Source organism: Paenibacillus bovis (assembly GCF_001421015.2).
Lineage (GTDB): Bacteria > Bacillota > Bacilli > Paenibacillales > Paenibacillaceae > Saccharibacillus > Saccharibacillus bovis.
On record NZ_CP013023.1, the window covers coordinates 996,817 to 1,021,580 of the forward strand.

21 protein-coding genes are annotated in these 24,764 nt (G+C 47.2%); 15 read left to right on the top strand and 6 right to left on the bottom strand.

The window, feature by feature from the left end:
* The first annotated feature begins 84 nt into the window (after nt 1–84).
* The 4 genes from AR543_RS04320 (at nt 85) to AR543_RS04330 (ending at nt 6,606) form a co-directional block, all read left to right on the top strand.
* A complete protein-coding gene (locus AR543_RS04320; RefSeq protein ID WP_158523926.1) occupies nt 85–1,596 on the top strand; it encodes a DUF2207 domain-containing protein in 1,512 nt (503 codons plus the stop codon).
* A gap of 243 nt (nt 1,597–1,839) precedes the next feature.
* Nucleotides 1,840–2,001 carry a hypothetical protein gene (locus AR543_RS24495; protein WP_169725591.1) on the top strand — a complete coding sequence of 54 codons (162 nt, stop codon included), beginning with the start codon at nt 1,840–1,842 and terminating at the stop codon, nt 1,999–2,001.
* A 361-nt stretch (nt 2,002–2,362) separates the two neighbouring features.
* Nucleotides 2,363–5,839: a PAS domain S-box protein gene (locus tag AR543_RS04325; protein WP_060532121.1), complete on the top strand. Its 3,477-nt coding sequence runs from the start codon at nt 2,363–2,365 to the stop codon at nt 5,837–5,839.
* Nucleotides 5,836–6,606, top strand: coding sequence for an NAD-dependent epimerase/dehydratase family protein (locus tag AR543_RS04330; protein ID WP_060532123.1), 771 nt, complete (start codon nt 5,836–5,838; stop codon nt 6,604–6,606). The genes AR543_RS04325 and AR543_RS04330 overlap by 4 nt, the downstream gene beginning before the upstream one ends.
* Nucleotides 6,607–6,796: 190 nt before the next feature.
* On the opposite strand, the gene AR543_RS04335 is transcribed toward AR543_RS04330, so the two are convergent.
* Nucleotides 6,797–8,392, bottom strand: coding sequence for a methyl-accepting chemotaxis protein (locus AR543_RS04335; RefSeq protein ID WP_060532125.1), 1,596 nt, complete (start codon nt 8,390–8,392; stop codon nt 6,797–6,799).
* 253 nt (nt 8,393–8,645) lie between these two features.
* Between AR543_RS04335 and AR543_RS04340 the strand changes: the two genes are divergently transcribed.
* Both AR543_RS04340 and AR543_RS04345 read left to right on the top strand, forming a co-directional pair.
* The gene (locus tag AR543_RS04340; RefSeq protein ID WP_060532128.1) at nt 8,646–8,927 is read left to right on the top strand and encodes a GNAT family N-acetyltransferase; all 282 of its coding nucleotides are present in this window, start codon (nt 8,646–8,648) and stop codon (nt 8,925–8,927) included.
* A 131-nt stretch (nt 8,928–9,058) separates the two neighbouring features.
* On the top strand, nt 9,059–9,625 hold the full coding sequence (locus tag AR543_RS04345) for a DUF420 domain-containing protein (RefSeq protein ID WP_060532130.1): 567 nt from the start codon (nt 9,059–9,061) through the stop codon (nt 9,623–9,625).
* Between the two features lie 144 nt (nt 9,626–9,769).
* Here the strand turns inward: AR543_RS04345 and AR543_RS04350 are convergent, their stop codons facing one another.
* Nucleotides 9,770–10,072, bottom strand: coding sequence for a hypothetical protein (locus AR543_RS04350; RefSeq protein WP_060532132.1), 303 nt, complete (start codon nt 10,070–10,072; stop codon nt 9,770–9,772).
* A 511-nt stretch (nt 10,073–10,583) separates the two neighbouring features.
* On the opposite strand from AR543_RS04350, the gene AR543_RS04355 reads away from it, so the two are divergent.
* Complete coding sequence (locus AR543_RS04355; RefSeq protein ID WP_060532134.1) at nt 10,584–11,393, top strand: formate/nitrite transporter family protein; 810 nt, start codon at nt 10,584–10,586, stop codon at nt 11,391–11,393.
* Nucleotides 11,394–11,628: 235 nt separating this feature from the next.
* The gene (locus AR543_RS04360; RefSeq protein WP_060532136.1) at nt 11,629–12,174 is read left to right on the top strand and encodes a glutathione peroxidase; all 546 of its coding nucleotides are present in this window, start codon (nt 11,629–11,631) and stop codon (nt 12,172–12,174) included.
* Nucleotides 12,175–12,306: 132 nt separating this feature from the next.
* Here AR543_RS04360 and AR543_RS04365 read toward each other — a convergent pair whose 3' ends face one another.
* The gene (locus tag AR543_RS04365) at nt 12,307–13,461 is read right to left on the bottom strand and encodes an iron-containing alcohol dehydrogenase (RefSeq protein WP_060532138.1); all 1,155 of its coding nucleotides are present in this window, start codon (nt 13,459–13,461) and stop codon (nt 12,307–12,309) included.
* A 132-nt stretch (nt 13,462–13,593) separates the two neighbouring features.
* Between AR543_RS04365 and AR543_RS04370 the strand changes: the two genes are divergently transcribed.
* The gene (locus tag AR543_RS04370) at nt 13,594–14,472 is read left to right on the top strand and encodes a helix-turn-helix transcriptional regulator (RefSeq protein ID WP_060532140.1); all 879 of its coding nucleotides are present in this window, start codon (nt 13,594–13,596) and stop codon (nt 14,470–14,472) included.
* Between the two features lie 205 nt (nt 14,473–14,677).
* On the opposite strand, the gene AR543_RS24500 is transcribed toward AR543_RS04370, so the two are convergent.
* A complete protein-coding gene (locus AR543_RS24500) occupies nt 14,678–14,833 on the bottom strand; it encodes a hypothetical protein (RefSeq protein ID WP_169725592.1) in 156 nt (51 codons plus the stop codon).
* A gap of 342 nt (nt 14,834–15,175) precedes the next feature.
* On the opposite strand from AR543_RS24500, the gene AR543_RS04375 reads away from it, so the two are divergent.
* The 6 genes from AR543_RS04375 (at nt 15,176) to AR543_RS04400 (ending at nt 21,458) form a co-directional block, all read left to right on the top strand.
* Nucleotides 15,176–16,009, top strand: a complete 834-nt coding sequence (locus AR543_RS04375) for a sensor histidine kinase (RefSeq protein ID WP_060532142.1) — start codon at nt 15,176–15,178, stop codon at nt 16,007–16,009.
* Complete coding sequence (locus AR543_RS04380) at nt 16,002–16,664, top strand: response regulator (RefSeq protein WP_060532144.1); 663 nt, start codon at nt 16,002–16,004, stop codon at nt 16,662–16,664. Before AR543_RS04375 ends, AR543_RS04380 begins: the two co-directional genes overlap by 8 nt.
* Before the next feature lie 135 nt (nt 16,665–16,799).
* On the top strand, nt 16,800–18,626 hold the full coding sequence (locus tag AR543_RS04385; RefSeq protein ID WP_158523927.1) for a copper resistance CopC/CopD family protein: 1,827 nt from the start codon (nt 16,800–16,802) through the stop codon (nt 18,624–18,626).
* A gap of 73 nt (nt 18,627–18,699) precedes the next feature.
* The gene (locus tag AR543_RS04390) at nt 18,700–19,449 is read left to right on the top strand and encodes a YcnI family copper-binding membrane protein (RefSeq protein ID WP_060532148.1); all 750 of its coding nucleotides are present in this window, start codon (nt 18,700–18,702) and stop codon (nt 19,447–19,449) included.
* A gap of 314 nt (nt 19,450–19,763) precedes the next feature.
* Nucleotides 19,764–21,077, top strand: a complete 1,314-nt coding sequence (locus AR543_RS04395; protein WP_060532151.1) for a helix-turn-helix domain-containing protein — start codon at nt 19,764–19,766, stop codon at nt 21,075–21,077.
* Between the two features lie 33 nt (nt 21,078–21,110).
* Nucleotides 21,111–21,458, top strand: coding sequence for a hypothetical protein (locus tag AR543_RS04400; protein ID WP_060532155.1), 348 nt, complete (start codon nt 21,111–21,113; stop codon nt 21,456–21,458).
* 289 nt (nt 21,459–21,747) lie between these two features.
* Here AR543_RS04400 and AR543_RS04405 read toward each other — a convergent pair whose 3' ends face one another.
* Nucleotides 21,748–23,670 (bottom strand): hypothetical protein, encoded by a 1,923-nt coding sequence (locus AR543_RS04405; RefSeq protein WP_060532157.1) that lies wholly within the window; start codon nt 23,668–23,670, stop codon nt 21,748–21,750.
* Nucleotides 23,667–24,626, bottom strand: coding sequence for a hypothetical protein (locus tag AR543_RS04410; protein WP_060532159.1), 960 nt, complete (start codon nt 24,624–24,626; stop codon nt 23,667–23,669). Before AR543_RS04410 ends, AR543_RS04405 begins: the two co-directional genes overlap by 4 nt.
* Nucleotides 24,627–24,764 lie beyond the last annotated feature (138 nt).

A 24,764-nucleotide genomic window follows, 5' to 3' on the forward strand; every position in this document is an offset into this window, starting at 1 on the left:
GATTTTTAAGAAAGTACCATCATTTATAGAGTAGATTCCGATAAGATAATAAGTAAACTGGGATCTGACTTTATAAATAGGGAAGTGAATAATTTGTTGAAAAGATTCACGATAATTAGCACATTTATATTAATAATCGTTGCTATTAGTGGATGGATAATAGAGCTACCTTATGTGTACAAAATACAACATGCTCCTGTATATGTGCATCTACTTGGCAGCGATTATTTAAATACAAAAGAACTATATACATACATTATGACAGGCACTGGAATATGGAACTGGGAAAGCAGGATTAACTGCATATCGGAGAGTGGATGTCTGCAGGTCGGTGATATAGTGATAATATTGCTGCTTATACTTGGAGCTATATTGCTTTGTGGAATACTTTATATAGGAGTTTGGCTTGTTTTGTACTATCGTACTTCCAACCAGAAAAATAGCGCCTATACTCAGTTGGCTCGAATGGATTTATTGACAATTAGTCTTTGGTGGCATCACGAAGATAGACATTGGATTCATCTTGTTGCCAGTTTATTCTCCATGTATCAGCGTGGGTTGATACATATCAATCGCATGTATGCTTCTCCTGCTTATCGTCGTTATCCGTTGAATCCGGGATATACTTTATGCATGGACAAGACAACTAAAGATAATAGTGTATTTCGAGCAGATGAGCGTTATCTTTTAAAATGGTTATTTAAAGAAAATGAAGGTCAACGTTTTGTACTGGATTCTCTGTTTGGACCCGATTCAATTGCTTCAGAACAACACAATAAACAATCGATCCGTTGGAAAAAGAATAGTTTGAAAAAATGGCGAAAATGGACGAAAAGGCTAGGTTTTAAGCATCAGTTTCTCTTATACATGAATCCCTCAAATTTCGTCCGTGCTGCAGTTATCCTAAGTACTTTTATCTTAGTCAGCTTACTATTCTGGATGACAAATATACACGTAATACCTAATCTATTCACGAAAATGGTAACAATATGGATAATCTTTCAGGCGCTAATAGCTCTTTTATTATCAGACAAGCATTTTTCGCTTGCTGTGTACGTATTCATGGCTAGCCTTTGTAGTGTTGTGCTGTTAGGATTCAATGAATTATCACTGTTATTATTACTAATACATTTATCTATGATGCTCGGTCACTCTATACTCCGATACAAACAAACTGGAGCCCTTACTAGAACTGTCGCACAATGGCGTCATTTTATGATACATGGTGGATACGCTAATCGAAATGATTCGGAATTTTTGGAGAAGATACTACAAGCAAGTATTATCCTTGGGACAGCCGAGGAATTTATATCAACTCATTCGATTCTGCATAGTTACAGAAATACATCCTCAATACTTTCTAGACCGCTAACAACTGCTAGGATTGTAAAGTATACCTTAAATCAATTGGAACCTGCTCCGAGGCAGATATTTGGGCAAAAACCTAATCGTTCTACAAACCATTGTCATTCAGGAACGTCTTCCGATTATTACTCTAGTAGTACGTATAATGATAATACCGAGTATTATACAACCTGTGATAGTGACAAAGTTGATTGCTCTGTTGACTACTCTGATAGCAGCTCAGAAAGCTGATAATAGATTGTTATTTCTGGTTGTAATAAAGAAGATCAATAAATTAAGAAAGAATAGTTTTATTTATTTCAGGTCTAAACGTTTGAACGACCACTAACTCTAAAAATAATAATAAAATTGTAATGGGGTGATTTATATCCTGTTAAAAGAATGTTTACTTTCTACCGGGAAGGGTAAATTGTAGTTAAGCAACAACGCGAAGAAGAAAGCAAAACAATTGAACATCTAAGGAGGAAGAACATCATGACTGGAAGAAAAGCTCTGTGGACAACAATTGGACTGGGTGCTGTATATCTGATGCGTAACAAAGGTGCTCGTGACAAAGTAATGAATCAGGTACGTAATATCTCTGGCGCTATGCGTCAAAGTAAAAGTACAACGACAACAACAAATCTCAATCAATAGGCAACAAAGAATTTAAAGCCTAACCTATTCTGCTCAGGCTGCATGTCAGTCCGGCAGTGAGGTCATACGCAAGACACTGGTGATGCACACATGGCAGCGCCGGTGTCTTTTTCATTTGCCCTTTTATTTGACCAGTGGAAAATAAATTTGCCCGTATCTTTCGGGATCGCTGTATTTCGTGCAAGAAAGACGCTGCAGCGCTATTCGGTTAACCAATAAAAGGGTAATCTGCAGTATATAATCTCAAACATATAAATCAGCAAATACAGCAAATACATTTCTGCAAGTCGAATAAATAAAGTATGCAAATCAAACAGAGAAAGAAGAATCCGAGCAAGTGGTGTTATTGGAGGGGACTAATGTGATTAATCAATCAGGACATGACCGAATGATCTACGAACATATTTTTCATGCTGCCTCTATGGGTATTGCAGTGATTGAGCCTGAGAATGGCACATGGACGCAGGTTAACCCTGCGCTTTGTCAACTGCTGGGCTATGAAGAGAGCGAACTGTATACACTGCGTGAAGAAGATCTTGTTCACCCGGCAAGTCCGATCGCCTATCCATACACAACGATTGCATCGGAAGCAGCTGTCTCTCGAAGTCATTCATACTGCACCCGCAGATATTATAAGCATCGTCTCGGCCATATGCTGCAGATTGGTGTTGAAGTGTCTACCGTATGGGGTACTATGGGACAAACCCTTTATTATATTGCGCAATTTCAGGAAATCGAGCCGGTTAGCCGCCATACGTATCTGTCCGGCGTAGACAAGGAAATCTACCGGCTGATTACCGAGCATGCGAATGATCTGGTTTCGTATAGTACACCGGATGGAATTCTGCGTTATGTATCGGATTCTTTTTATAATGTGCTGGGCTATACACCGGAAGAGATGATCGGTCAGAATCGGATGCAGTATTACCATGCCGATGATTCCCAGGGCATGATCGCCAGTGGTCAGAGATATTTGGATCAGGGCATGATGACCCGTCGTCTGAAGCACAAAAAGGGTTATTACTTGTGGTTTGAAATTTCATTCCAGGTCGTTCGTGATAGTGAAGGTAAAATCACCAAAGTACTCGGGATCGGACGTAATGTGAATGACCGCAAAAAGTATGAAGATAGTCTGCGCGAAGCACAGCGGATTGCTCATATTGGATCGTGGGACTGGGATGTGTATACAAATCGGGTCACGGTAAGCAGAGAAACCCAGGAGCTATTCAGCTATGTGTTTGCCGATACGGAAGTGTCGATCGAGCAGGTACGGGATATCGTACATCCAGAGGATTTGCCGTCGCTGCAGGCCAAGCTGCGGCAATCTATGCAGACTGGCAGCAATGGAGAAGATATATTCCGTATTATCCTTCCCTGCGGCGTGATTCGTTATCTGCAATCCCACTGGAATGTGACGATAGATCATCTGTCACAGCCGGTACAGATTATCGGCATGACCCAGGATATTACAAATCGGATCGAAATGGAAGAACGGCTGAAACAGAGCGAACGGCAGTATCGCCTCATTTCCGAGCAGTCGTTGGACTTTATTTCCCGTCATTCTGTAGAGGATGCTGCCTATCTCTATTGCTCTCCTGCCTGTTACAGTATTCTTGGTTATCAGCCGGAAGAGCTGGAGGGCAACAATAGTCTGAATTATATTCATCGTGAAGATATTGCTGCCGTACAGCAATACATGAGTCTGCATCTGGTAGGCGAACAGCCCAAGCCGGTTATTTATCGGCATCGGCACAAATCGGGTGGATATGTATGGCTTGAAGCATCCGGACGCTATATACAGAATGAAGATGGTCAAATTAAGGAAATGATCTCGATCGCACGGGATATTACCGAGCGTCGCCAGGCTTCTTTATTGATACAGGAAAGCGAACAGCGGTATAAATCGTTGTTTGATTATAATCCGGCAAGTGTGTTTTCCTTTGATACCCAGGGCCGGTATACGACGATCAATGCCCAGATGGAAGTGCTTATGGGGCGTTCGGAAGATGAATTGATCGGCAGATCTTTTGAATGCTTCATAGCGCCGGAAAGTATCTATGATACAGCGGAGCATTTTGAACAGGCGCTGCGAGGCAAGCCGCAGTCCTATGAATCCCAGGTGGTAGTCAAAGGTGGAGAATACCGCCGCATCAGTGTAGTGAATCTGCCGATTGTAGTCGACAAGCAAATCGTAGGTGTGTACGGAATCGCTACAGATATTACGGAAATGAAGCGTCATGTAGAGCAGATCGAGAAGCTGGGCAACGAATATACGTTGATCCTCAATTCTGTCTCCGAAGGTATTTTTGGACTGGATAATGAAGGGCGAACAACCTTTATCAATCCGGCAGCGACCCGGATGCTTGGTTTTAGCACACGCGAGCTGGCTGGTCAGCTTTTGCTGGATATGTTCCAGCTGACCCATGCAGATGGTACGACTTACACACCGGAAGACAATCCGATCGACCAGGCACTGCGTGAAGGAACCTCTTATGAAGAACAGGAAGCGATCTTCCTGCGCAAAGATGGTTCCAGTGTACTCGTCTCCTACCGGATTACACCGATCTGGGATCGCGGACAGCGTAAGGGAGCTGTAGTTGTTTTTAACGATATTACCAATGAAAAGCAGATTATCCGCGCCAAGGAATTGGCAGAACGGGCCGATCGGGCCAAGTCGGAATTCCTGGCTATTATGAGTCACGAGATTCGCACACCGATGAATGGTATTATCGGAATGACCGGACTGCTCGCGGATACACCGCTGGATGAAGAACAACGAAGCTATATTGATATTATTCGTGACAGTAGTGATTCTCTGCTGCATATTCTCAATGAAATTCTCGATTTTAGCCGAATCGAAGCAGGACGAATGGTACTGGATCATGAACCGATTCAGCTGAATGTATTACTGGATAGCGTATTCGATCTATTCTCTGCCCGCGCTGCCGAGAAAAAAATCGAGCTCAATTACCAGACCGAAGAACGGATTCCAACAACGATTATCAGCGATGCTTCCCGTATGCGCCAGGTACTGGTGAATCTGATCAGTAATGCGATCAAGTTCACCGATAAAGGCAGTGTAAATCTGTCGGTGCGCGAGCTGGAACGACGTGCCAACGAATGTGTACTGGAGTTCGAAGTCAGCGATACCGGTATTGGGATCTCCAGCGACAAGCAGAGTCTGCTGTTCCAATCCTTTTCCCAGCTGCATCCGGCGATTAACCGCAAATACGGAGGAACTGGTCTGGGACTGGCTATATGCAAAAAGCTGATTGAACTGATGGGCGGTACGATTAGCGTAGACAGTGAAGAAGGCATGGGCGCGACTTTCCGTTTTGTGCTACCACTGCAGTATATCGACGAAGAGTACGTTACGGAGTCTGATGACACAGTAGCTGTCGAGCAGCCAGTCTATGCAAGTACCGCGGGCAAATACGGTCCGCTGCGTATTCTGGTCGCTGAGGATCATCCTGTTAATCAAAAGCTGATGCAGGAAATGCTTCGCAAACTCGGTTACCAGACAGATATCGCCTATAATGGCCGGGAAGCGGTAGTGGCTGCACTGACACATCCGTATGATCTGATATTCATGGATATCCAGATGCCGGAGATGGATGGTATCGAAGCAACCGATGAAATTCGCAATCGTTTGCGGCAGCATGAGCAGCCGGTCATTGTAGCGACTACTGCATTTGCCCGTAATGAAGATCGTCAAATGTGTCTGAATGCAGGTATGCAGGACTTTATCAGCAAGCCGATTCGTCTGCAGGAAGTGGACCGTATACTCAAGGAATGTGCGTATCATCTCCAACAACTTGACCAGGGAGGGTTACTATGAAGCGCAAACTACTCATCACGGGAGCAGGTGGCCGTATAGGCAGTGCACTTTACCAGGGATTGAAGGACGAGTATGATGTGATCGCAACCGATGTGGAAGAGAACCAGGAAGAAGGAATCCAACAGCTGGATATTACTGATCCTGTACGTATTAAAGAAATGCTGCAGAACGTGGATACTATTCTCCATATTGGCTGGAAAAAGGATAATGACGACTTTCTCGGTGTAGCGCTGCCGGTAAATGTAACCGGCGCCTACCATTTGTACGAGGCCGCACGCAAAAAAGGAGTACGTCGCCTGATCTTCGCCAGTTCTAATCATGCGACCGGATTTTATAAAGTCGGCGAAGAGGTGGATGTGAATGATCCGTATCGTCCGGATAGCATTTATGGACTCAGCAAATGTTATATCGAGCTGCTGGGAAGATTGTATGCCGATCAGCACCAGTTGTCTTCGTTTAATGTCCGAATAGGTAATTTTCCTGGTGACGACCGTCCTCATTCCCAGCGCGCTGCGCACATCTGGATATCGGAACGGGATATGGTACAGCTGATGCGCTGCTGTATCGAAGCGGATGACAGTCGTACCTATATGAATCTGTATGGAACATCAGCCAATACGGACAATTATTATGATATTGGTTATCTGGAGCAGGAGATTGGCTACAAGCCGCTGGATGATGCGGCAGAACTGCTGGCAGAAGAGAAACGCAGGCAGGGAGAGATTCCGCAGGACGAGACCCTATATCAGGGTGGTCAGGAAGGCTGACTGTGCTGATCTTGTTGCTGGTTAACAAATAGAGCTGCTCATCAATCAATAGATCGATCAATCTCCATCAATAAAAAAAGCCTGTTCGTCCCTGTTATTTCTGAGTAGATCGAAATAACGAGAACGAACAGGCTTTTGGTTGTTATGCGGTAGACCGGACTGCAGAGAGGTCTGCCAATATCCGATGATTTTATACTTTGAAAATAGATACGGAATCGTTCAGATCTTCAGCCAGCTTGGCCAGGGATTGAGAAGAAGCAGCCGTTTCCTGAGCAGCGGCAGCAGATTCTTCGCTTGCGGCAGCAATCGATTCAACAGAGAACATGACTTCATTGGCCTGAGCGGACTCCTGTTCGCAGGCAGCTGCAATATCATTGACGCGAATAGCAGAATCGTTCACCATATGAATGATTTTCTGGAACGAATCGCCGGTCTGTGTCGATTGCTCTACACTTTGTCGTACCGAAGCTACACTGTCCTGGGTGTTTTTTTGCATGATCTTGATAATGCTGGAGATCTGCTTTGTAGCATCCATACTGCGCTCGGCCAGCTTGCGCACTTCATCGGCAACTACTGCAAAGCCTTTGCCCTGTTCTCCGGCACGTGCTGCTTCGATTGCAGCGTTCAGTGCGAGCAGATTGGTCTGATTGGAAATATCGTCGATCACACTGATAATTTCGCCGATCCGCTGGGAATCTTCTTCCAGACGCTGGATAGATGTGTTCATGTTTTGCATACTGATCATCGACTGGTTAACGACTTGTCCGCCTTGATGAGCCATATCCAGAGTGTGATTGGACAGCTCTGCTGTCTCGGTAGCACTGCGAGCGACAGAATCGATGGCGGCAGACAGTTCCTTGAATAATTCGGTAATAGAAGCAGAAGCTTCTGCCTGGGTGCTGCTGGTATGCGCAATTTCCTCGGTCGTAGCGGAGATTTCCTGGGAAGCAGCGGCTACACTCTGGGAAGACAGCGAGATCCGGGCAATCAGGTCGCGCAGATTGTCTGCCATTGTATTTACAGAAGCGGACAGTTGACCAACTTCATCGCGGGTATCTATATCGGATTTGCTGCTCAGGTCACCTGCAGCAAACTGGGAAATCAGTGCGGATAGCTTTTTGAGTGGATTCGAGATCATATGAGCGATCCAGTAACCCAGCAGCAAACTGAAAATAACAGCAAATGCCAGAATAATCATTGTCAGTGTACGGGCTTTTTGATAATCGCTGCCTGCATCTGCACTGGCTTGCTGCGCCAGCTTGGCATTGTAATCGATCAGTCCATCGAGGATGGTTCCCAGCTCATCGCCGGCTTGTTTAAGCGTATTGTCCTTGAACTCGATAAAAGCGGCTGTTCCTGCAGCACCGGGTACCTGCGCCAGGCGGATGGCTTGATTGTACAGCTCGATATATTTGGCATAAGCGGCATTGAATTGCTGAAGTCCCTGCTGTTCGACAGGCGTGGAAGCGAGTGGAGTATAAGTTTTGATATTGGCATCAATTCCGGCTTTGAACTGGGTGATTTTGTCCAGGTAGGTTTGTTGTTTGTCAGGGTCGGTTGTAGTATTCAGATCACGGACAGCGACTCTCAGACGCTGGTAGTAGATTTGTACGCCGAGTAGATTTTGTACAGAGACTAGATTGTTGCCGGAGATCTGACTTGTTCTTTCACTACTTTGCTCCAGGTTATGAAGACTATATACGCCAAAAGCAATCAAGATCAGCACGATCAAAATAAATGAAGATATGATCTTGGCCGATGTTTTTAAATTATGAAACCATTTCATAAAGGTTACCTCCGTTAGTTAACTTAAGACTCAATATATATTTCGACACCAGTAAAAATCTGGTAATAGGTACTTGGAACTAAATGTATTTATTTTACATATAAAGAATTTATAAATTTATATTCTAGAATATAGGCTTCAAAAAGCAGAATATGGACAAATTAGCGACAATCGCAAGATAGCAGACTGTTTCGTCATATAGAATAGCGGGGATAAAAAAGATATATTGTCTATTTCGGAAGGAGCGAAAAGCATGCAAAAAATTATAGAAAATGATAAAGGATTCGTAATGGAAGTAGATGGAGAGCCCAAAGCGGAGATCGGCTTCGGCCCTTATGACGAAAAGTCGATCATTATCGATCATACTTTTGTATCGGAAGAACTGCGGGGGCAAAAGGTCGGTCAGCAGCTCGTACAGCGTGTAGTGGATGTGGCCCGCGAACAGGGTAAGACAATTGTCCCGGCATGCTCCTATGCGCTGGCACAGTTCAAGCGCAATGAAGAATATCATGATATCTGGCGCAAGGACAGCTAAAAACCGATATCCTGTCAAAACGTTCAAACTGTTGTCACCAATCTGCTTATCCTTATCCGGTTTATTAAAATATAATATAATGAGGATATTTCGATATTCCCAGTATGAATCGCAAGGATGGGAGAGTACACATGGACAAGGGTACACAAACCGGCAATCTCAAGCCAACGACCAACAAGAATTTTACAGGTCTGATTATTACCGTATCTGTAATTGCGAACGTCATCATTTTGCTTTTGTTTTTCTCACCGGCTATTGGTTACAAAGGAACGGTTGGTTTTGATATTACGATGCTGCCGCGGATGAATGCGATCTTTAACAGCTTTACATTTATTTTCCTCGTCGCAGCACTGATCTCGATTTTGAAAAAAAATATTAAGCTGCATCGTGGATTTATTCTGGCAGCTTTCTCGTCAACACTGCTGTTCCTCGTTACTTATTTAACATTTCACTATCTCTCGCCGGAGACAGCCAAATACGGCGGAGAAGGCTTTATCCGTACCGTATACTTCTTTATTCTGATTACACACAGCTTCCTGGCGGCAATTATTGTGCCGCTGGCCCTGTTCGCACTGGTATGGGGATGGACGATGCAGATCGCCAAGCACAAAAAAATCGTCCGCTGGACGATGCCGATCTGGCTGTATGTAAGTTCTACCGGAGTTATTGTCTATCTGATGATGGCACCTTATTATTAAAAAAAGACAAAAGAAAAACCGTGGCTTCCCGGGCCACGGTTTTTTGTTGTGCAGGTATAGAGTTTACAGGTGCTATATCTAATCATCATCTCATGGAATGTCGGTGTATACCATAATTGATGTATCAAGCCGGAAATCCGATTCTTACTTGATACCGTCTTTGTAGTTTTTGCTCCAGTTCTTGTCACCCAGATGGGAGAAGTCTTCAACGGTTCTTTCCAGTGTCTCGATCAGTTGTGCTTTGATTTCGGAAATGGTATCGCGATATACGCGTTCTTCATTACCATTGATACGGTCGCCGTAGATTGCCAGAGAAGCAGTGTATTGGCGATGTTTTTCTACCAGATCATCGATCGATTGCAGAGCATGCTCAACGTAGCGTGTGATTCCTTGGTGTTCTTGGGGCAGCAATTCACGGAGTTGCTGTACTTTGTTATGGTTTGTCATTTTCGGTCACCTCGTAATTTTGATTGTAAATTTACATTAACACACTTTCACAAAATGTTCATTAAAATGAGCTTAAATATGTTACTTTTTTCATAAACAAACCGACGTTGAGATGAATTAATTACTGATAACATCTATATATCATCAAGATTAGGTGTTAAAACACCATAATCGTTGGTTACAGAAAAATGATGTGTCCAATTTGTGACTGCTTTTGCTTATAATATCTTTTCGGCAGATTGTTTCAGTAAGTTAATAGCTTGAGTGACTTTAGTCATAATTTGTCGAAGAATAGGAACTAATTCCTATGTCTAATGGTCTATTGAGAAGTAGGCAAAAAGGATCGGGTTAGAACAGGGCATTTGCGTGTAGATAATTCTATAATGAAATCGATCTGCATAATCCTATGGTTATACGGATATGGTATTGTAGAACAATCAGGAACAGCCATCGATGCAACCTGGAAAGCAGGGAGTCAATCAAATCAAATTCATACTAGGATGGTGAATGAATGGAACTACAATCGTTAAAACAGGTGGAGAAGCTGGCACTGGAAAAGGATATGATCTTCAGACAGAGCAGACTCCGCTACCTGTCGCGCTCTATGCTGGCAAGTATGTTTATCGGATTCGGGGTTATTGTCGCCTTTAAGACGGGCAATTTCTTTTATGCGGTGGAATCACCTGCCGCCTACCCGATGGCAGCACTTACCTTTGGTGCGGCGATTATTCTGATCTCGCTGGGCGGAGGGGATCTGTTTACAGGGGATACGTTCTATTATTCCTACGCGGCGCTGATCCGCAAGCTGCGCTGGTTGCAGGTCGTGAAGATGTGGGTGACCAGTTATATCGGCAATATTATGGGCGCTTGTGCTTTTGCCTTGCTGATCTTCCTGACGGGACTCTATTCGGACCACTCGGTCAATGCCTTTTTGCTCAATGTAGTAGAGCATAAAATGCAGGCACCTACTTCTCAGCTGTTTTTCAGGGCGATTTTGTGTAACTGGCTTGTCTGTCTGGCTTTCTTTATCCCGATGGGACTCAAAAATGAAGTAGCCAAACTGTTCTGTATGATGCTATTTGTATTCTGCTTCTTTATCTCGGGATATGAGCATAGTATTGCAAATATGTGTACCTTTGCGATTGCACTGGTCGTCGATCATCCATCGACCATTAATTTTGCCGGTGTTATCCATAATCTGATTCCGGTAACGATCGGCAACCTGATCGGCGGGTCGGTCTTTATGTCGATGATGTACTATTATGTGAACAAGCCTTTTATGGGAACTTCTATGGATAAGCATGCTGAAGACCAGGAATAACAGATATAGACCCAGAAGAACTGCCATATAGAAATACAGGAGTAATATTCTCGGTGCTCATGGTTCATATTCCTGTAAATCCGTTCCTTATTCGACAAAATAATTGCTTATATAGTCCTAAATACCTTTATTCAATAAAAATAATTTAGGACTATAGTTTCAAAATGGTTTTACATTGGTTACAATATAATAGGCTACTAAATTATTGTAATCAAAGGAGAACGTAAAACTAATTATGAGCGTATATCAATTTGCGGCAAAAAACATGGCTGGTAAGGAAGTATCTTTGGAGGAATATCGGGATCAGGTTATTCTGGTCGTCAACACAGCAAGTCAATGCGGATTTACTTTTCAGTTTGAAGATCTACAAAAGCTGTATGATCGTTACAAAGACAGAGGATTTATTGTACTCGGCTTTCCTTCCAACCAGTTTGCTGATCAGGAACCAGGCGATAACGAACGGATACAGGCTTTCTGTATGCTGAATTATGGCGTTACGTTCCCGATGTTCCAAAAGGTGGATGTACGTGATCAGAATGCGCATCCTTTGTTTACGTATCTGGCCGATGCCAAGCCGTTCGAAGGCTTTGATATGACGCACTCGGTAGCCAGAATCCTGCTGCCTCTGCTGCATGAGCGTCATCCGGAATATATGCCGGGTGATTCGATCAAATGGAATTTCACCAAGTTCCTGATCGACCGCAGCGGTGAAGTCGTCAAACGCTTTGAGCCTACAACCGATCCATACGATCTTGAAGAAGATATTGAAGCTCTGCTATAAATCATATAAAAAGAAGCCCGGTGATATACTCACCGGGCTTTTTGGATACTGCAAAGATATGAAATGGGATAGGAGAACCTGGCGATTCTCTGCAGATCCAAAAAATGAGGATAAATGAGAGAATCATTGGCCTTACATCGCACTCGCAAACATGCGGATAACGTCTTCCTTGGAAGGCTGAATCGGATTGGTGACGCCGCAGGCATCCTTCATCGCGTTGGCCGCCAGCGTATCAAAGTCTTCCGATTTGACGCCAAGTCCCTGCAGGCCGGCAGGAATACCGACTCGCTTGGCAAGCTTCTCAATTGCCTGGATCGCGAGTTCCGCGCCTTCTTCGGGCCGTGACTCGTCGACTAGCTCGCCAAGTGTACGAGCGATGATTGCCAGACGTCCTGCAGCCGCCTGCATGTTATAACGTTCCACATGAGGCAGTAGAATGGCATTGCATACACCGTGAGGCAGATCGTAGAATCCGCCCAGCTGATGGGCCATCGCATGTACATAGCCAAGACCGGCATTATTAAAAGCCATACCGGCAAGGAACTCGGCATAAGCCATCTGTTCGCGCGCTTCCTCGTCCTGACCGTTATCCACGGCACGAACCAGATAATCGCGAATCAGCTCTATCGCTTTGATCGCACAGGCATCGGTGATCGGTGTGGCATCGGTGGATACATAAGCTTCAATTGAGTGGGTCAATGCATCCATGCCGGTAGCAGCAGTCAGCGATTTGGGCATAGCCATCATCAACTGAGGATCATTGACCGCAATCAGCGGCGTCGTATGTTTGTCCACGATAGCCATTTTGACGTGACGAACTTCATCGGTAATGATGCAGAACTTGGTCATTTCACTGGCGGTGCCGGCGGTTGTATTAATAGCGATCAGTGGGGCGGCCGGGTGTGCAGAACGGTCTACGCCTTCGTAATCTTCAATCGTACCGCCATTGGTCGCGAGCAGGGCAATACCTTTGGCACAGTCATGGGGAGATCCTCCGCCAAGAGAGATAATACAGTCACAGCTGTTATCGGTATAAGCCTTCCATCCTTCGCTGACATTGCCTACCGTCGGATTGGGGCGTGTGCCGCTGTAAATCACCGAGGTAATGCCCACCTGCTTCAGCATACCGGTTACTGTACCGGCAATACCGATATCGACCAGCGGTTGGTCTGTAACGATCAATGCCTTTTGATAGTGAAGCTTGCGAATTTCCTCGCCGGCATCCTGCAGGGAACCGGCGCCCATCAGACTCATACCGGGCATCATAAATTTTGCTTTACCTGCCATTCGGATCTACCTCGCTTGTTGGATGTTAGAAGCAATTGAGTTATACTTACTTTATTAAGTGTAGTCCGAGAACGGATACAAAAATATCGATTGCTGCCGTAAAATATACGTATTTTCAAAGAGGGAGAATCTATGGAACAGGCACTGCATGGCTTTGACCGTTATGATGAACTTCAGTATGGATATCAGACGGATTTGCTGCGTATTTTGTACTATGATCTGCCGGAAAATTATAACGAAAACTATGCCGCTTATGAGTCGCCCAAGCTGTGTACCGTGCTGGAAGGGCAAAAAAATGTACGTACCCATACGACAGAAGATTTTTTTACCCATGACCGGAGCGAAATGCTGCTGCTGCCGGCGCATTCGCATATCGAAATTCAGATTCCGGTACCGACGCGTGCGCTGGTATTTGAGCTGAGTGACCAGCTGATTGCCCGGCTGCATCCTGTCGTAGAGGAAGAGCTGGGTACGTCTATTACGATCGATAATCGTACAATGCTGCGCTGCGCAGTGAATCATCAGAGCCGTGATCTCCAGCATACGATTCAGCGGATTCGGCGCCATCTCCGTCTGCATGATGAGAATCGGCGCTTTTTGATCGATCTGGCTGCCCAGGAGTTGACCTACCATCTGCTTCATATACAGGGAGCGGAGCAGGTACTGCAACTGGATCGCAGTGATCCGGTGCATCAGGCTATCCGCGATATCCATGACCATATCGACACGATCCATCATATTCGAGATCTGGCGAGTCACTACCGGATGTCGCATACGAATTTTACCAGCCGGTTCAAAAAACTGACCGGACTGACACCCAGAGAATATATTACCAACCGCAAGCTGGAAGAAGCCTGCCGGTTGCTCCGGCATCATACGGTGACCGAGGTCGCGATGAGCCTGCAGTATGATAATATTTCTCACTTTATCGGATTGTTTCGCAAAAAATACGGCATCACCCCTAAGCAGTATCAACTGGGTCTGCATCTGTCAGCAGAACTGCAGCACTAAAAGCTGAACCCAAGATACGAAGCAGTGTATAGGCGGCCAGTGAATAAAGCGTAGTACATATATTGAATGTATTCTGGAGATACAACAGCGATCAGACAGTGATTAGCGTGAATATACAGGGTACAAAGCATACAAAAAAACCGACTCCTTTTACCGGGTCGGTTTTGTCATATATGGATAGGTCTGTACAGCAGGCAGCAGTTCACTAGCGACTGCGGGAAGCAACAGAGCACTTTTTCAGATATTCCAGCTTGCGGATAATTTCTTTTTGCCATTTGTGGTCACCCACATGAACAGCCAGATTGAGAAGATCGAGATAATCGTCGATTTGTAGTGAAGTTTTTTGTGTCATTGCGTTCATCCAGATTCCGTCTCCTTTGAAGCCGCAGGGATAGCAGCGCTTATATAATGAGGCACGTCGTGTACATTGCAGTAATAAGATTTCCTTATTCAGGAATTATCAGTGAATTATCAACCGATCAGGAATGATAATCATTATCACATCTACAATCTCATTGTAAGCATTCAACAGGTGAATTGCAAACCATTTATCTAAATTTTTTTGGAAAATATTCAACTGTTCACAGGTTATACACGGTTCAGTCATGGGATAATACAACAGTAGATATAGCAGGATATACTGGAATGACCAAATCAGCCTGTCGATTTATGTATATGATGAAGCTGGATAAAGGAGAATGATATGTCTTACCGATGGATGAAGTGGACAATCTTGTTTTTACCGACTGTTACTATTGGGTTATGGGAGTATGTAAGGCATCAGCTGCTGATGCCTTATCTGTCCATGGAAGCAGGCAATTGGCTGTCGCCGGTCATTGTATATATTGTCAGTGTGACTCTGCTGCGCCGGATGTTTACGATGATGGAGCATACGCAGTCTGCGCTGGACCAGGAACGAATGGCCAAAGGCAAGCTGCAGGAAAGACAGCTGCTGGCTGGAGAGCTGCATGACGGAGTAGCCCAGTCATTATTCCTGCTCGGCGTCAAGCTGGATCAGGCGCGCCGCCGATTCGATGATCCGGAAGTACAGAAGATGCTGAACGATATCAGCCGTACGGTCAGTGAAGCCAATCATGATGTACGGCAATCGATCGCCAATCTCAAATATTCGCCGCGTCAGGAAGATATCGGTGCGACTTCGCTGGAATACCGGATTGGCGAGATGATTCCGCTGGCAGGAGTCAAAGCCGAACTGGATTGGCAGTTGGACGAGGGACTGCTGCGTCCGGACGAGCAGGCTGAGCTGCTCGCCTGCATTCGCGAAGCACTGCTGAATATTCACAAGCATGCCGGCGCGCGGCATGTGACGATTTCCGGCAGCGAGCAGGATGGGGAGTGGCAGGTGACTGTACAGGATGATGGGAAAGGTTATGACGAGCGTGCTTTGAACGATCCGGGTACATTCGGACTGCGCATTACAGCGGAGCGGGCGGAGCTGAGAGGATGGACCTTTGCGCTTCGGCGGGAAGAAGGATGGACCCGGTTTATACTGACAGGAGGAAGCAGACATGGATAGAGTACGTGTACTGATCGTAGACGATCATGCCCATGCGCGGGAAGCTACCCGTGTTATTTTATCGGAAGAGCCGATGTTTGAAGTGATTGGCACAGCAGCCAGCGGACAGGAAGCGCTGGAATTCACAGAGAAATGGATGCCGGATCTGATTCTGATGGATATTTCCATGAAAGGAATGGATGGACTGGAGACAACGCGGCTGATCAAGCTGAGATTTCCGTATGTAAAAATTATTATGATGACTGTATCGGATGATGCAGCTCATCTGTTCGAAGCGATCAAGCAGGGGGCACAGGGGTATCTGCTCAAAAGTCTGCCGCCTTCGACCTGGCTGGAATACCTGCGCAGCGTGGCTTCCGACCGGGAAGGCATGAGCCAGGAAATAGCACACCGGATTTTGCAGGAGTTTCCCTTTGGCAAAGCGCAGAGCGATCCGGCTGCAGACACGCTGACCCGGCGGGAACGCGAGATTCTGCAGTGGGTATCTTCCGGCATGACCAATCGGGAGATTGCGACCGAGCTGGTCATCTCCGAGCAGACCGTCAAAAACCATCTCAAAAATATTTTGCAAAAACTGCAATTGGAAAACCGTGTGCAGCTGACCAGGTATGCGCTGGAACAGGGATTGGCTTCGGATCAGCGCCCACGTCCATAATTCATTCAAATTTGAACCGGTGAATAACGTTTATATAGCCCTATGTAGTCATTTTCCCCCGAAGGATGTTCCGTTATGATGAGAAAGGTGCAATGGACTTGGGGTCCCATGCCCGTTCGGAAAGCAGGTGAAGGATTGAGTAACAGAAGTATACGATCCAATGAACTACAGAACATGCCGTCAGCCGGACACGTACCATCGGCTGTTGGTCATTATCACTGCAAGGAAAGCGTTTCCCGGCCTGAGGCTGCATTATCCAATAAGCCTACCGGCCAAAAAGGCAAAGCGATGCTGCATAGTCTGCTTGCGCTACTGGTACTCTTGATGTGCGTAGTGTTCCCGCAGCAAAGTATGGCGCATTCGGCGGTTGTGGAATCCTCACCGTCACAAAATGAGGTGCTGGAGCAATCACCACAGCAGATCAAGATTCGTTTTAATGAAGATATTCAGCGCGCTTATTACAGCATCAAATTGATGGACTCGTCCGGCAAGGTTATCCAGCCGATCGAGGCGCAGATTGACGAAAAGGACGGCACCGTACTCAAAGCCAATGTACCGATGAAGCTGGCCGGAGACATTTACAATATTTCCTGGAAAGCCGTCTCTGGTGACGGACATCCGGTACAAGGCGGAATCGTGTTCCAGGTCGGTGATGGTGCCGGCAAAAATGTAAACGATACGGATATCCGTATCAGCGACAAACCGGTTAATCCAATGCTCGTCGTGATGCGCTGGCTGCAGTATGCCGGACAGGCGATGCTGCTCGGGGCACTCTGTCTGACCCTGTTCCTGCTGCCGCAGCGTCTGCGCACCGGAGAGAATACAGGCTGGATGATGAGCGGCCGTTATCGCTGGTTTGTGATCGCAGGCAGTGTAATTGCTCTGGCGGCGCTGCTGATCCAGCTGCCGCTGCGGATTGCCTGGGATGCGGATATACCTTTATCTGGTACCGGTGCTGAAGTGATGACGACTCTGCAGGGCACCGTATTCGGTAAAGTATGGCTGCTGCAGATGATTTTCACATTGCTCGGAATTGCAGGTCTGCTGATCATGCAGCTGCGCAAATTATCCGCATCGGCTCGCAAAGTGACAGGTCTGGCAGCATTTGTACTGCTGATCGCAGCATTGCTGGCCAAAGCATTTGATGGTCATGCGTATGCAGAGCCCTATGCAGGCATCGCAGTTGCAGCTGATTTTATCCATCTGCTGTCGGCTCTGATCTGGAGTGGCGCGCTGCTGGCGCTGGCTTTGTTCCTGCCGAAAATTGCAGGACTGTATCAAGGAGAGGAACGCCGCAGCGTATACTGGAGCATCGTGCGCCGATTCTCCTGGTGGGCGATCGTATCGGTCGCTGCGCTGCTGGTCACCGGCATTTATGGCAGCCTGATTTATTTGCCGGAGCTGAATTCAATGTTCACCACAGCTTATGGATTGACACTGCTGGGTAAAATTCTCCTTTTCCTGATCATGGCAGCTTTTGCCGGCATGAATTATGTCAAAGGCCGCAAGCAGGAAGAGGAGCTGGGCAAGGATCTGATCTGGGAAGTATTGACCGGATTCGTTATTCTGGTGCTGGCAGCGATTCTGGTGCATCTGTCACCTATGGGTGGATCGCTGGTCAAGGTCAAGCCGGAACAGATTACCGCTCAGACCCTGCAGGTGGAAGGGTACGATGTGAGTCTCAAAGTAACGCCGCTGGAGATGGGCAGCAATGACTTTATCGTGACAGTCAAGGATGCCAAAGGACAACCGGTGGATGTAGAACAAATCGAGGTGACCATGACGCATATGGATATGGCTATGGCACCCGCCGAATTCACAATGAACAGCGCGGATGAACAAAATGGTGTCTATCAGAAGAAATCCATGATCAGCATGAACGGACGCTGGCAGATCGATATGCATATTCTGACCAAAAAACTGGATAGCATGGATGTGCAGTTTACGATCAAAGTAGGCTAAGACATAGTAAGGCTCGGCAGAACCTATTGTGCAATAGAATGTATATCACTTAGACAAAGGGGCTTATTCATTTATGAAATCCAAATCGATATTCACTCGTATGATTACACTTACTTCGGCTGCTGTGCTGGCCGGATTCGTAACGTTCGCAGGCGTAGCCAGTGCGCACGTTACCGTCAAACCCGCTGAATCCATGACTGGTGCGTGGGAGACGTACACGATCAAGGTACCTTCGGAAAAAGAAATTCCAACAACCAAGGTAACCCTGAAAGTACCGGAAAATCTTGCTTTCAAACAATATCAGCCGGTTCCGGGCTGGAAAACGACAACCGAGAAAAACGATGCCGGTGAAGTGACTGCTGTTACGTGGGAAGCGGAAAGCGGCGGTATAGAAGCTGGGCAATTCCAGCAGTTTGTCTTTGTAGGAGAAAATCCAGCCAAGGACAGCGAACTGAACTGGGATGCCTACCAATATTACAGTGACGGCAGCATCGTGGAGTGGACCGGAGATGAAGGCAGTGATACGCCTCATTCCATAACGGTGGTCAGCGCAGCAGGTGCCAATGGTGCAGCAGCAACAACGGATCATGGACATGATACGGCAGGTACAGCAGGCACTGGTACAACCGGTACGGATAAAGGGACTGCTGCTGATAACGCAGCAGCATCTACGGATACACCGGCAGCAGGAACGACGACTGCTGCAGCAGCTTCGGCTCCGGCCAACACTGGCATGCAGACAGCGACTCTGGTTGTAGCGATTGTAGCTCTGATCGCCGCTATCGGTGCGTGGGTCACTGCAGCCCGCAAGCGCAGTAAGTAATAGATTCAGCCAAAAACAAGCAGCATGAACCAATAGCTGCTATCCCAAACTACCGCTATTCAGAGCCTGATTTCCTTTTTCGAAGGGAAGTCAGGCTTTTTTTTGGATCATATGCAGATCGTGCGACAGCAACAACCGGTATAGAGCGGGTAAAGGAAGATTTGGAGATAACAGGAGGGCTATGCGCATACTGATTTTCCCGGATAGCTGGATGATTGTGTCAGAACAAGCTTCTTTTCTATAAGTAAATTGGTATACTTGCTATAATAATTATAGCTGGATTGATAACAAGTGACGTGGTGAAGGAGAATTCTATGACGTATCGTCTTGGTGTAATCGGGCCTCAGCCCTCCGTCGATCGTATTCTGGAGATTACCCGGAACATGATAGAGGATGCACAATTTATTCCACTGGTCTATAATCACCCGCAGGAAATTCCTGGCATTCTGGAGCAGCATCGTCCCGGGCTCAAAGGATGGTTCTTCTCCGGCCCAATTCCTATGTCTATCGCTCGTCCCTATCTCGGAAAATCCGAATTGGCTGTTTACTGCAAACCAACAGGCTCCGGACTGTACAAAGGCATCGTTCAGATGCTGCAATCGCAACATATCGGGGATCGGCCGTACTCTATCGATATGGTGCAGTCCGAGGATCTGGATTTGCATGAATCCCTGACTGAACTGGGTATTCCGGTAGAGAAATTGTATCTGAATATATTCGAAAGCTCTGCCGATCCATATCAGATTATCGACTTTCATCTGGACTTATGGAAAAGCGGCAAGAGTGCCGCTGCACTGACTTGTATGCACTTCATTTGCAACGAACTGCAAAAATACGGAATGCCGGTATATCGGCTGACGATTACCCGACAGGATATCCGGCAGGCTGCCGAACTGCTCATTCAGCAGGCTCGCAGCTCGTATTTTAAGGATACCCAGATCGGGATGCAGATGATCGAAGGTGATCTGATGCTGCTGCGTGACCGAACTGCTGGTGATCGTTATGCTGTGCAGCATGCCGAACTGCAAATGCAGCAGCACCTGCTGGAATTGTGCGAACGGATAGACGGAATCATGATCCCGCATGGCTCAGGCAGCTATCAGCTGATCAGCACCCGCGGAGCGATTGAACGGGAATTGCCGAGTCTGCGCCGTACGGTGGAGAAGATGGAGCTGGATATGGATATTCCTGTATCGGTCGGTATTGGCTATGGAGATACTGCATTTGCTGCTGGTCACCATGCGATGCTGGCTCTCCAGCATGCCCGTCCCAAGCGTGATCTGATGCTGGTGATTATGCAGGATAATGGAACTATCCGCGAAATGGACAAGGATGAAAAAACGTTGAGCTATGCGTCACGTTCGCTCGATCAGGATCTGCTCGTCCGGTTGAACGAAGTGAATGTGAGTGTGAAATCGTACAAAAAAATCGAAGCACTGACCCGTCATATGAACTGGGATGGCTTCACCACTTCCCAGCTTGCTCAACATCTGTCGATGACGATTCGCAATGCGCAGCGTATTATGAGCAGCCTGTGCCAGGTTGGCCTTGCCGAGATTGATGGCGAGGAACAGCAATCGGTACGCGGCAGACCGCGCAAAATTTACCGACTGCGCCGGGTTCGTTAACATAGAGAGCAGACGAGTGAGAGGATGAGATATGTGAACAAGGGTTCATTGGCAAAAAGTACTGTACTCAAAATATATTATCTGATTATGGCAGTGGCTGTGATTGCACTGGTAACCGGCAAGGAAAGATGGCTTGCAGGAGGCGCAGATACAGATACAGCGATGTGGCTGTATTATGGCGTGGTGACGATTGGCCTGCTTATTATTGTACCGGCACTGGTCATGGCATGGTTCTGGCTGCGCCGCTGGATGACCACCTACAACGTCGAGCCTGGCCTGCGGCGAATTCTGCTGATTATTACGATACCGATGATGCTGGTAATCGGCTATATGCTGGAGCTGGTATTTATTATGGTATTTATAGGATTGGGAGGCAGCTGATCCATTTCACTTTTGAACATGTCGCAGACAGACATGGATAGCGATTGATTGGTTCGGCGTTTTCCAATTGACCTGCGCATAACTTTTCTTTTTATAAACATCCTTTTCTACTATCTAATGAAGAAAAGTCTAATGAAGAAAAGGAAAAAGTGGGTTGTAAAATAACCAAATAGCGCACTCAAAACACCAAGACGGCACAACGAAAAGACCAGGGTATTTCCCGTAATAAGGGAATTATCCTGGTCTTTTGTCTATAAACATCTGATTGTTTTTAGCTGTGCTGCGGTTGTTATTGTATCCGATCGACTTCGACTACCGGAATGCTCGCCGCTCCGTTTATCGGCCCGGCCGGCGTCGTATCGCCAAGTCCGTATTCCGGCTCAAAGTCCTCGTCCGGCATTCCTGCAGAATTACCGTCCGTCTCGGTTTGGTCGGTATTATTCGTGCCTGTACTGCTGTTCGGCGACTCTGGCGTATCACTGCCGGATCGCTCGTCCGAACTGGAATCCATCTGCACAAAGTTTCCAGTAAAACGTCCATAAATGGTAAATGTGCCTGTCGTGAATTCCAGATCGCCGGTCAGCCGTACATAGCTGTCACCCTGCTTTGCCAGCGCGCCGTCTGCATCGACGGATACAATCTCTGCGCTGAATTGCAGCGGTTCATTCAGATGGGAAGATACTTCTCCGGCAGATACCGATAAATAGCTCGTGTCATCGGTACGTCTGTCGCTGAGTGTATAGCTGCCATCCTGTGCAGGCGTGTACACATCTGTCTGACCAGGCGCACCTTCAAGCGGCTGATGAATTATAATGCTGCGATCTGCGTCCACCTCATAGCTGACAGCTGCCACAGAGAGCAGTTTGCGTACTTCGCTGCCGGTAAAGGTGTACAGGGAATACTGCGTGTATCCTGTTGTACCGGAGTCCGATTGTACCAGCACCACCGGTTGTTCACGGCTGCTGAGACGAGTCTCCAAAGACAGGGCCTGGATCGCGGCAGCCGATTCACCGATTTCGCCGGACCATACACTGGCGGCTCCATCCGCTGTCATCTGTCCAAAGAACAGACGGTTGTTCGAATCGGTAGCGAGACTGTATACCGGTACATCTTCCCAGTTTACTCCACCTGTAATATGCTGATACGCTACCGAAGCGTTGGAGCTCTGCAGCAAATGGGCGGGATCTGCGGTTGCCCAGGCGATCTGGGTACGGGCAATCGGTTCGCTCATGTCTTCGAGCGTGCTGAGAGATTCGTACAGTGACAGAGCCTGCTGGAATTGTCCCTGTGCCGACAGTCCGGAAGCCTGATCCTGCAGCACCCCGATCTGCCGATTAATCTGTGTCAGCACCGACGAAGACTGTAGTCCAATCTGATCGGCAGTATCCATAAAGCTGCGGGCATGAGAGATAAAATGATCATTCTGTCCCGCTTCAATATCCTTGGCAATCACGGAGCGGGCTCCGTTTTCCGCCAGCGCGGTGACCCAGGGTGCCTCATAACTATGCTGCTGATACGCCTGTACTGTCATAGAAGCCTGATTGAGGAAGGCATCAAAATCACCTGCCGCAGCCAACCGCTTCAGCTTGGTTTGATCGTAGGTCTGCAGCAGGTTGCGAATATACGTATCCCGGGGCTCCTTGGTATCCCAGTAATTTGTAGGGATACGCAGCAGATTCCATTTATATGATTCATCCGTATAGTTGCCCTGCGCCAGATTCTGCTGGAGCCCGGTCTCAAATTGGTTACGGAAATTCGTGAACCCGGTCTGAATCAGCTGTCTCATCTGATATTGCTGCTGGATCTGATTGTATTCTTTCTGGAATCGGGTATCCGCCTGTCGCTGCTGTTCTACATGCTGCGCCCAGCGCTTGTAGGCATTGACAAAGGAATCAAACTGCTGCGTATCTGTTGCTGCCTGCAGTTCACTCGCACTGGCTGAGACTGTGTCTTTCCAGGCGGTAATCGGCTCCAGTTCGTTCAGCCGATTGGCAATATGCTGCTCCTGATAGGTGAAATACCGGTTGTTATTTGCCCGGCTGTACCATTCCTGGGCCGGCACCCACTGTTGCTGCGCATAATACTGATCGGCGAGCTTGACCCAGCTGATTTTATGGTAAATGCCGATACTTTTGATAATCACCAGCACCAGACCGACGGCACAGCAGGCCAGCAGCAGATTGCGTAGCGAAAATAGCCGGAGTATGCTCATGAGCGCTCCACTCCGGCAGTATCGTGTTCAAAAGCAGGATCGTCTGCATACAGCTCTGCCCGGATATTTTCCATATCCTGACCGAGCACTTCGCCCTGCAGAGCCGGGTCATTGCGCACCACATGATACAGCCGCACAAAACGTTCCCTTGGCAGGAAGCGGGCGTACCGGCGAATAAATCCCGGATACATAGTGACATAACGCTTCATGCGTACAGCAGCCGATGTTACGCTAATCAGAATATTCCAGCCATTTTCCATTTCCAGAATTTTCGGTTCGTTGGCAATAATATAGCGGATCGACCGATCCTTGATCATATCCCGTTTGAGCCGGGCGATTTCACCGATATAATCGGCTACAAGTGGATCGAAATCCCGCGTAATCAGTGTTTCCAGCTCCAGATCCATATCGCTGCGCAACCGGAAATTCTGCAGCAGGGAGAGCAGCGCGAGCCGCAACCGGTCGTTATGAACCAGTACAGCGGTCTGGCGAAGGATATGATAACCTTTTACATCTTCTCCGCTGCGGACGGTCTCCACACCGGTAGATTGATCCTGCACCAATCCTTCATGGATCGTGGCATGATCATAGCGGAAAAGGCGGCTGAGCTGCCGCAGCGTTTCTCGTCCCATCATCCGGCGCTGAACCAGTACCAGCAGGGCAATCAGCACCAGACCACTGGCAGCAGCAATAGCGATTTGCGTCATATCCTGTGCCAGTAAAACCGCTATGATGGTAAGCAGCAGGGTAAACAAAATTTCATTCAGCATTTTGCGGCGTGCCTTGGAGCGCGCCTGATCCATTACCGGAACGAGACGGGCTTTCCCGCATTTGGGACAGTCTTCACCAGGCAGGATCGTATATTGTCCGCATCGGCGGCAGACCCGCAGCCGGTCATAGTTGCGTCGGCTTCGTTCCAATACAGGCAGCTGAACTGCTTTTTTGGTTGTTGTCATGGTAGTCCATCACTCTCTGTAATTCGTATTTGGTTATTCCCGATTGTTAACGGCGGCCAGCAATTGTTTCTCCAGTTCCTCTTCAGAAGGCGTTTTTTTACGGTGAAACGCGTAAGCTAACAAGCGGCTCACGACAAA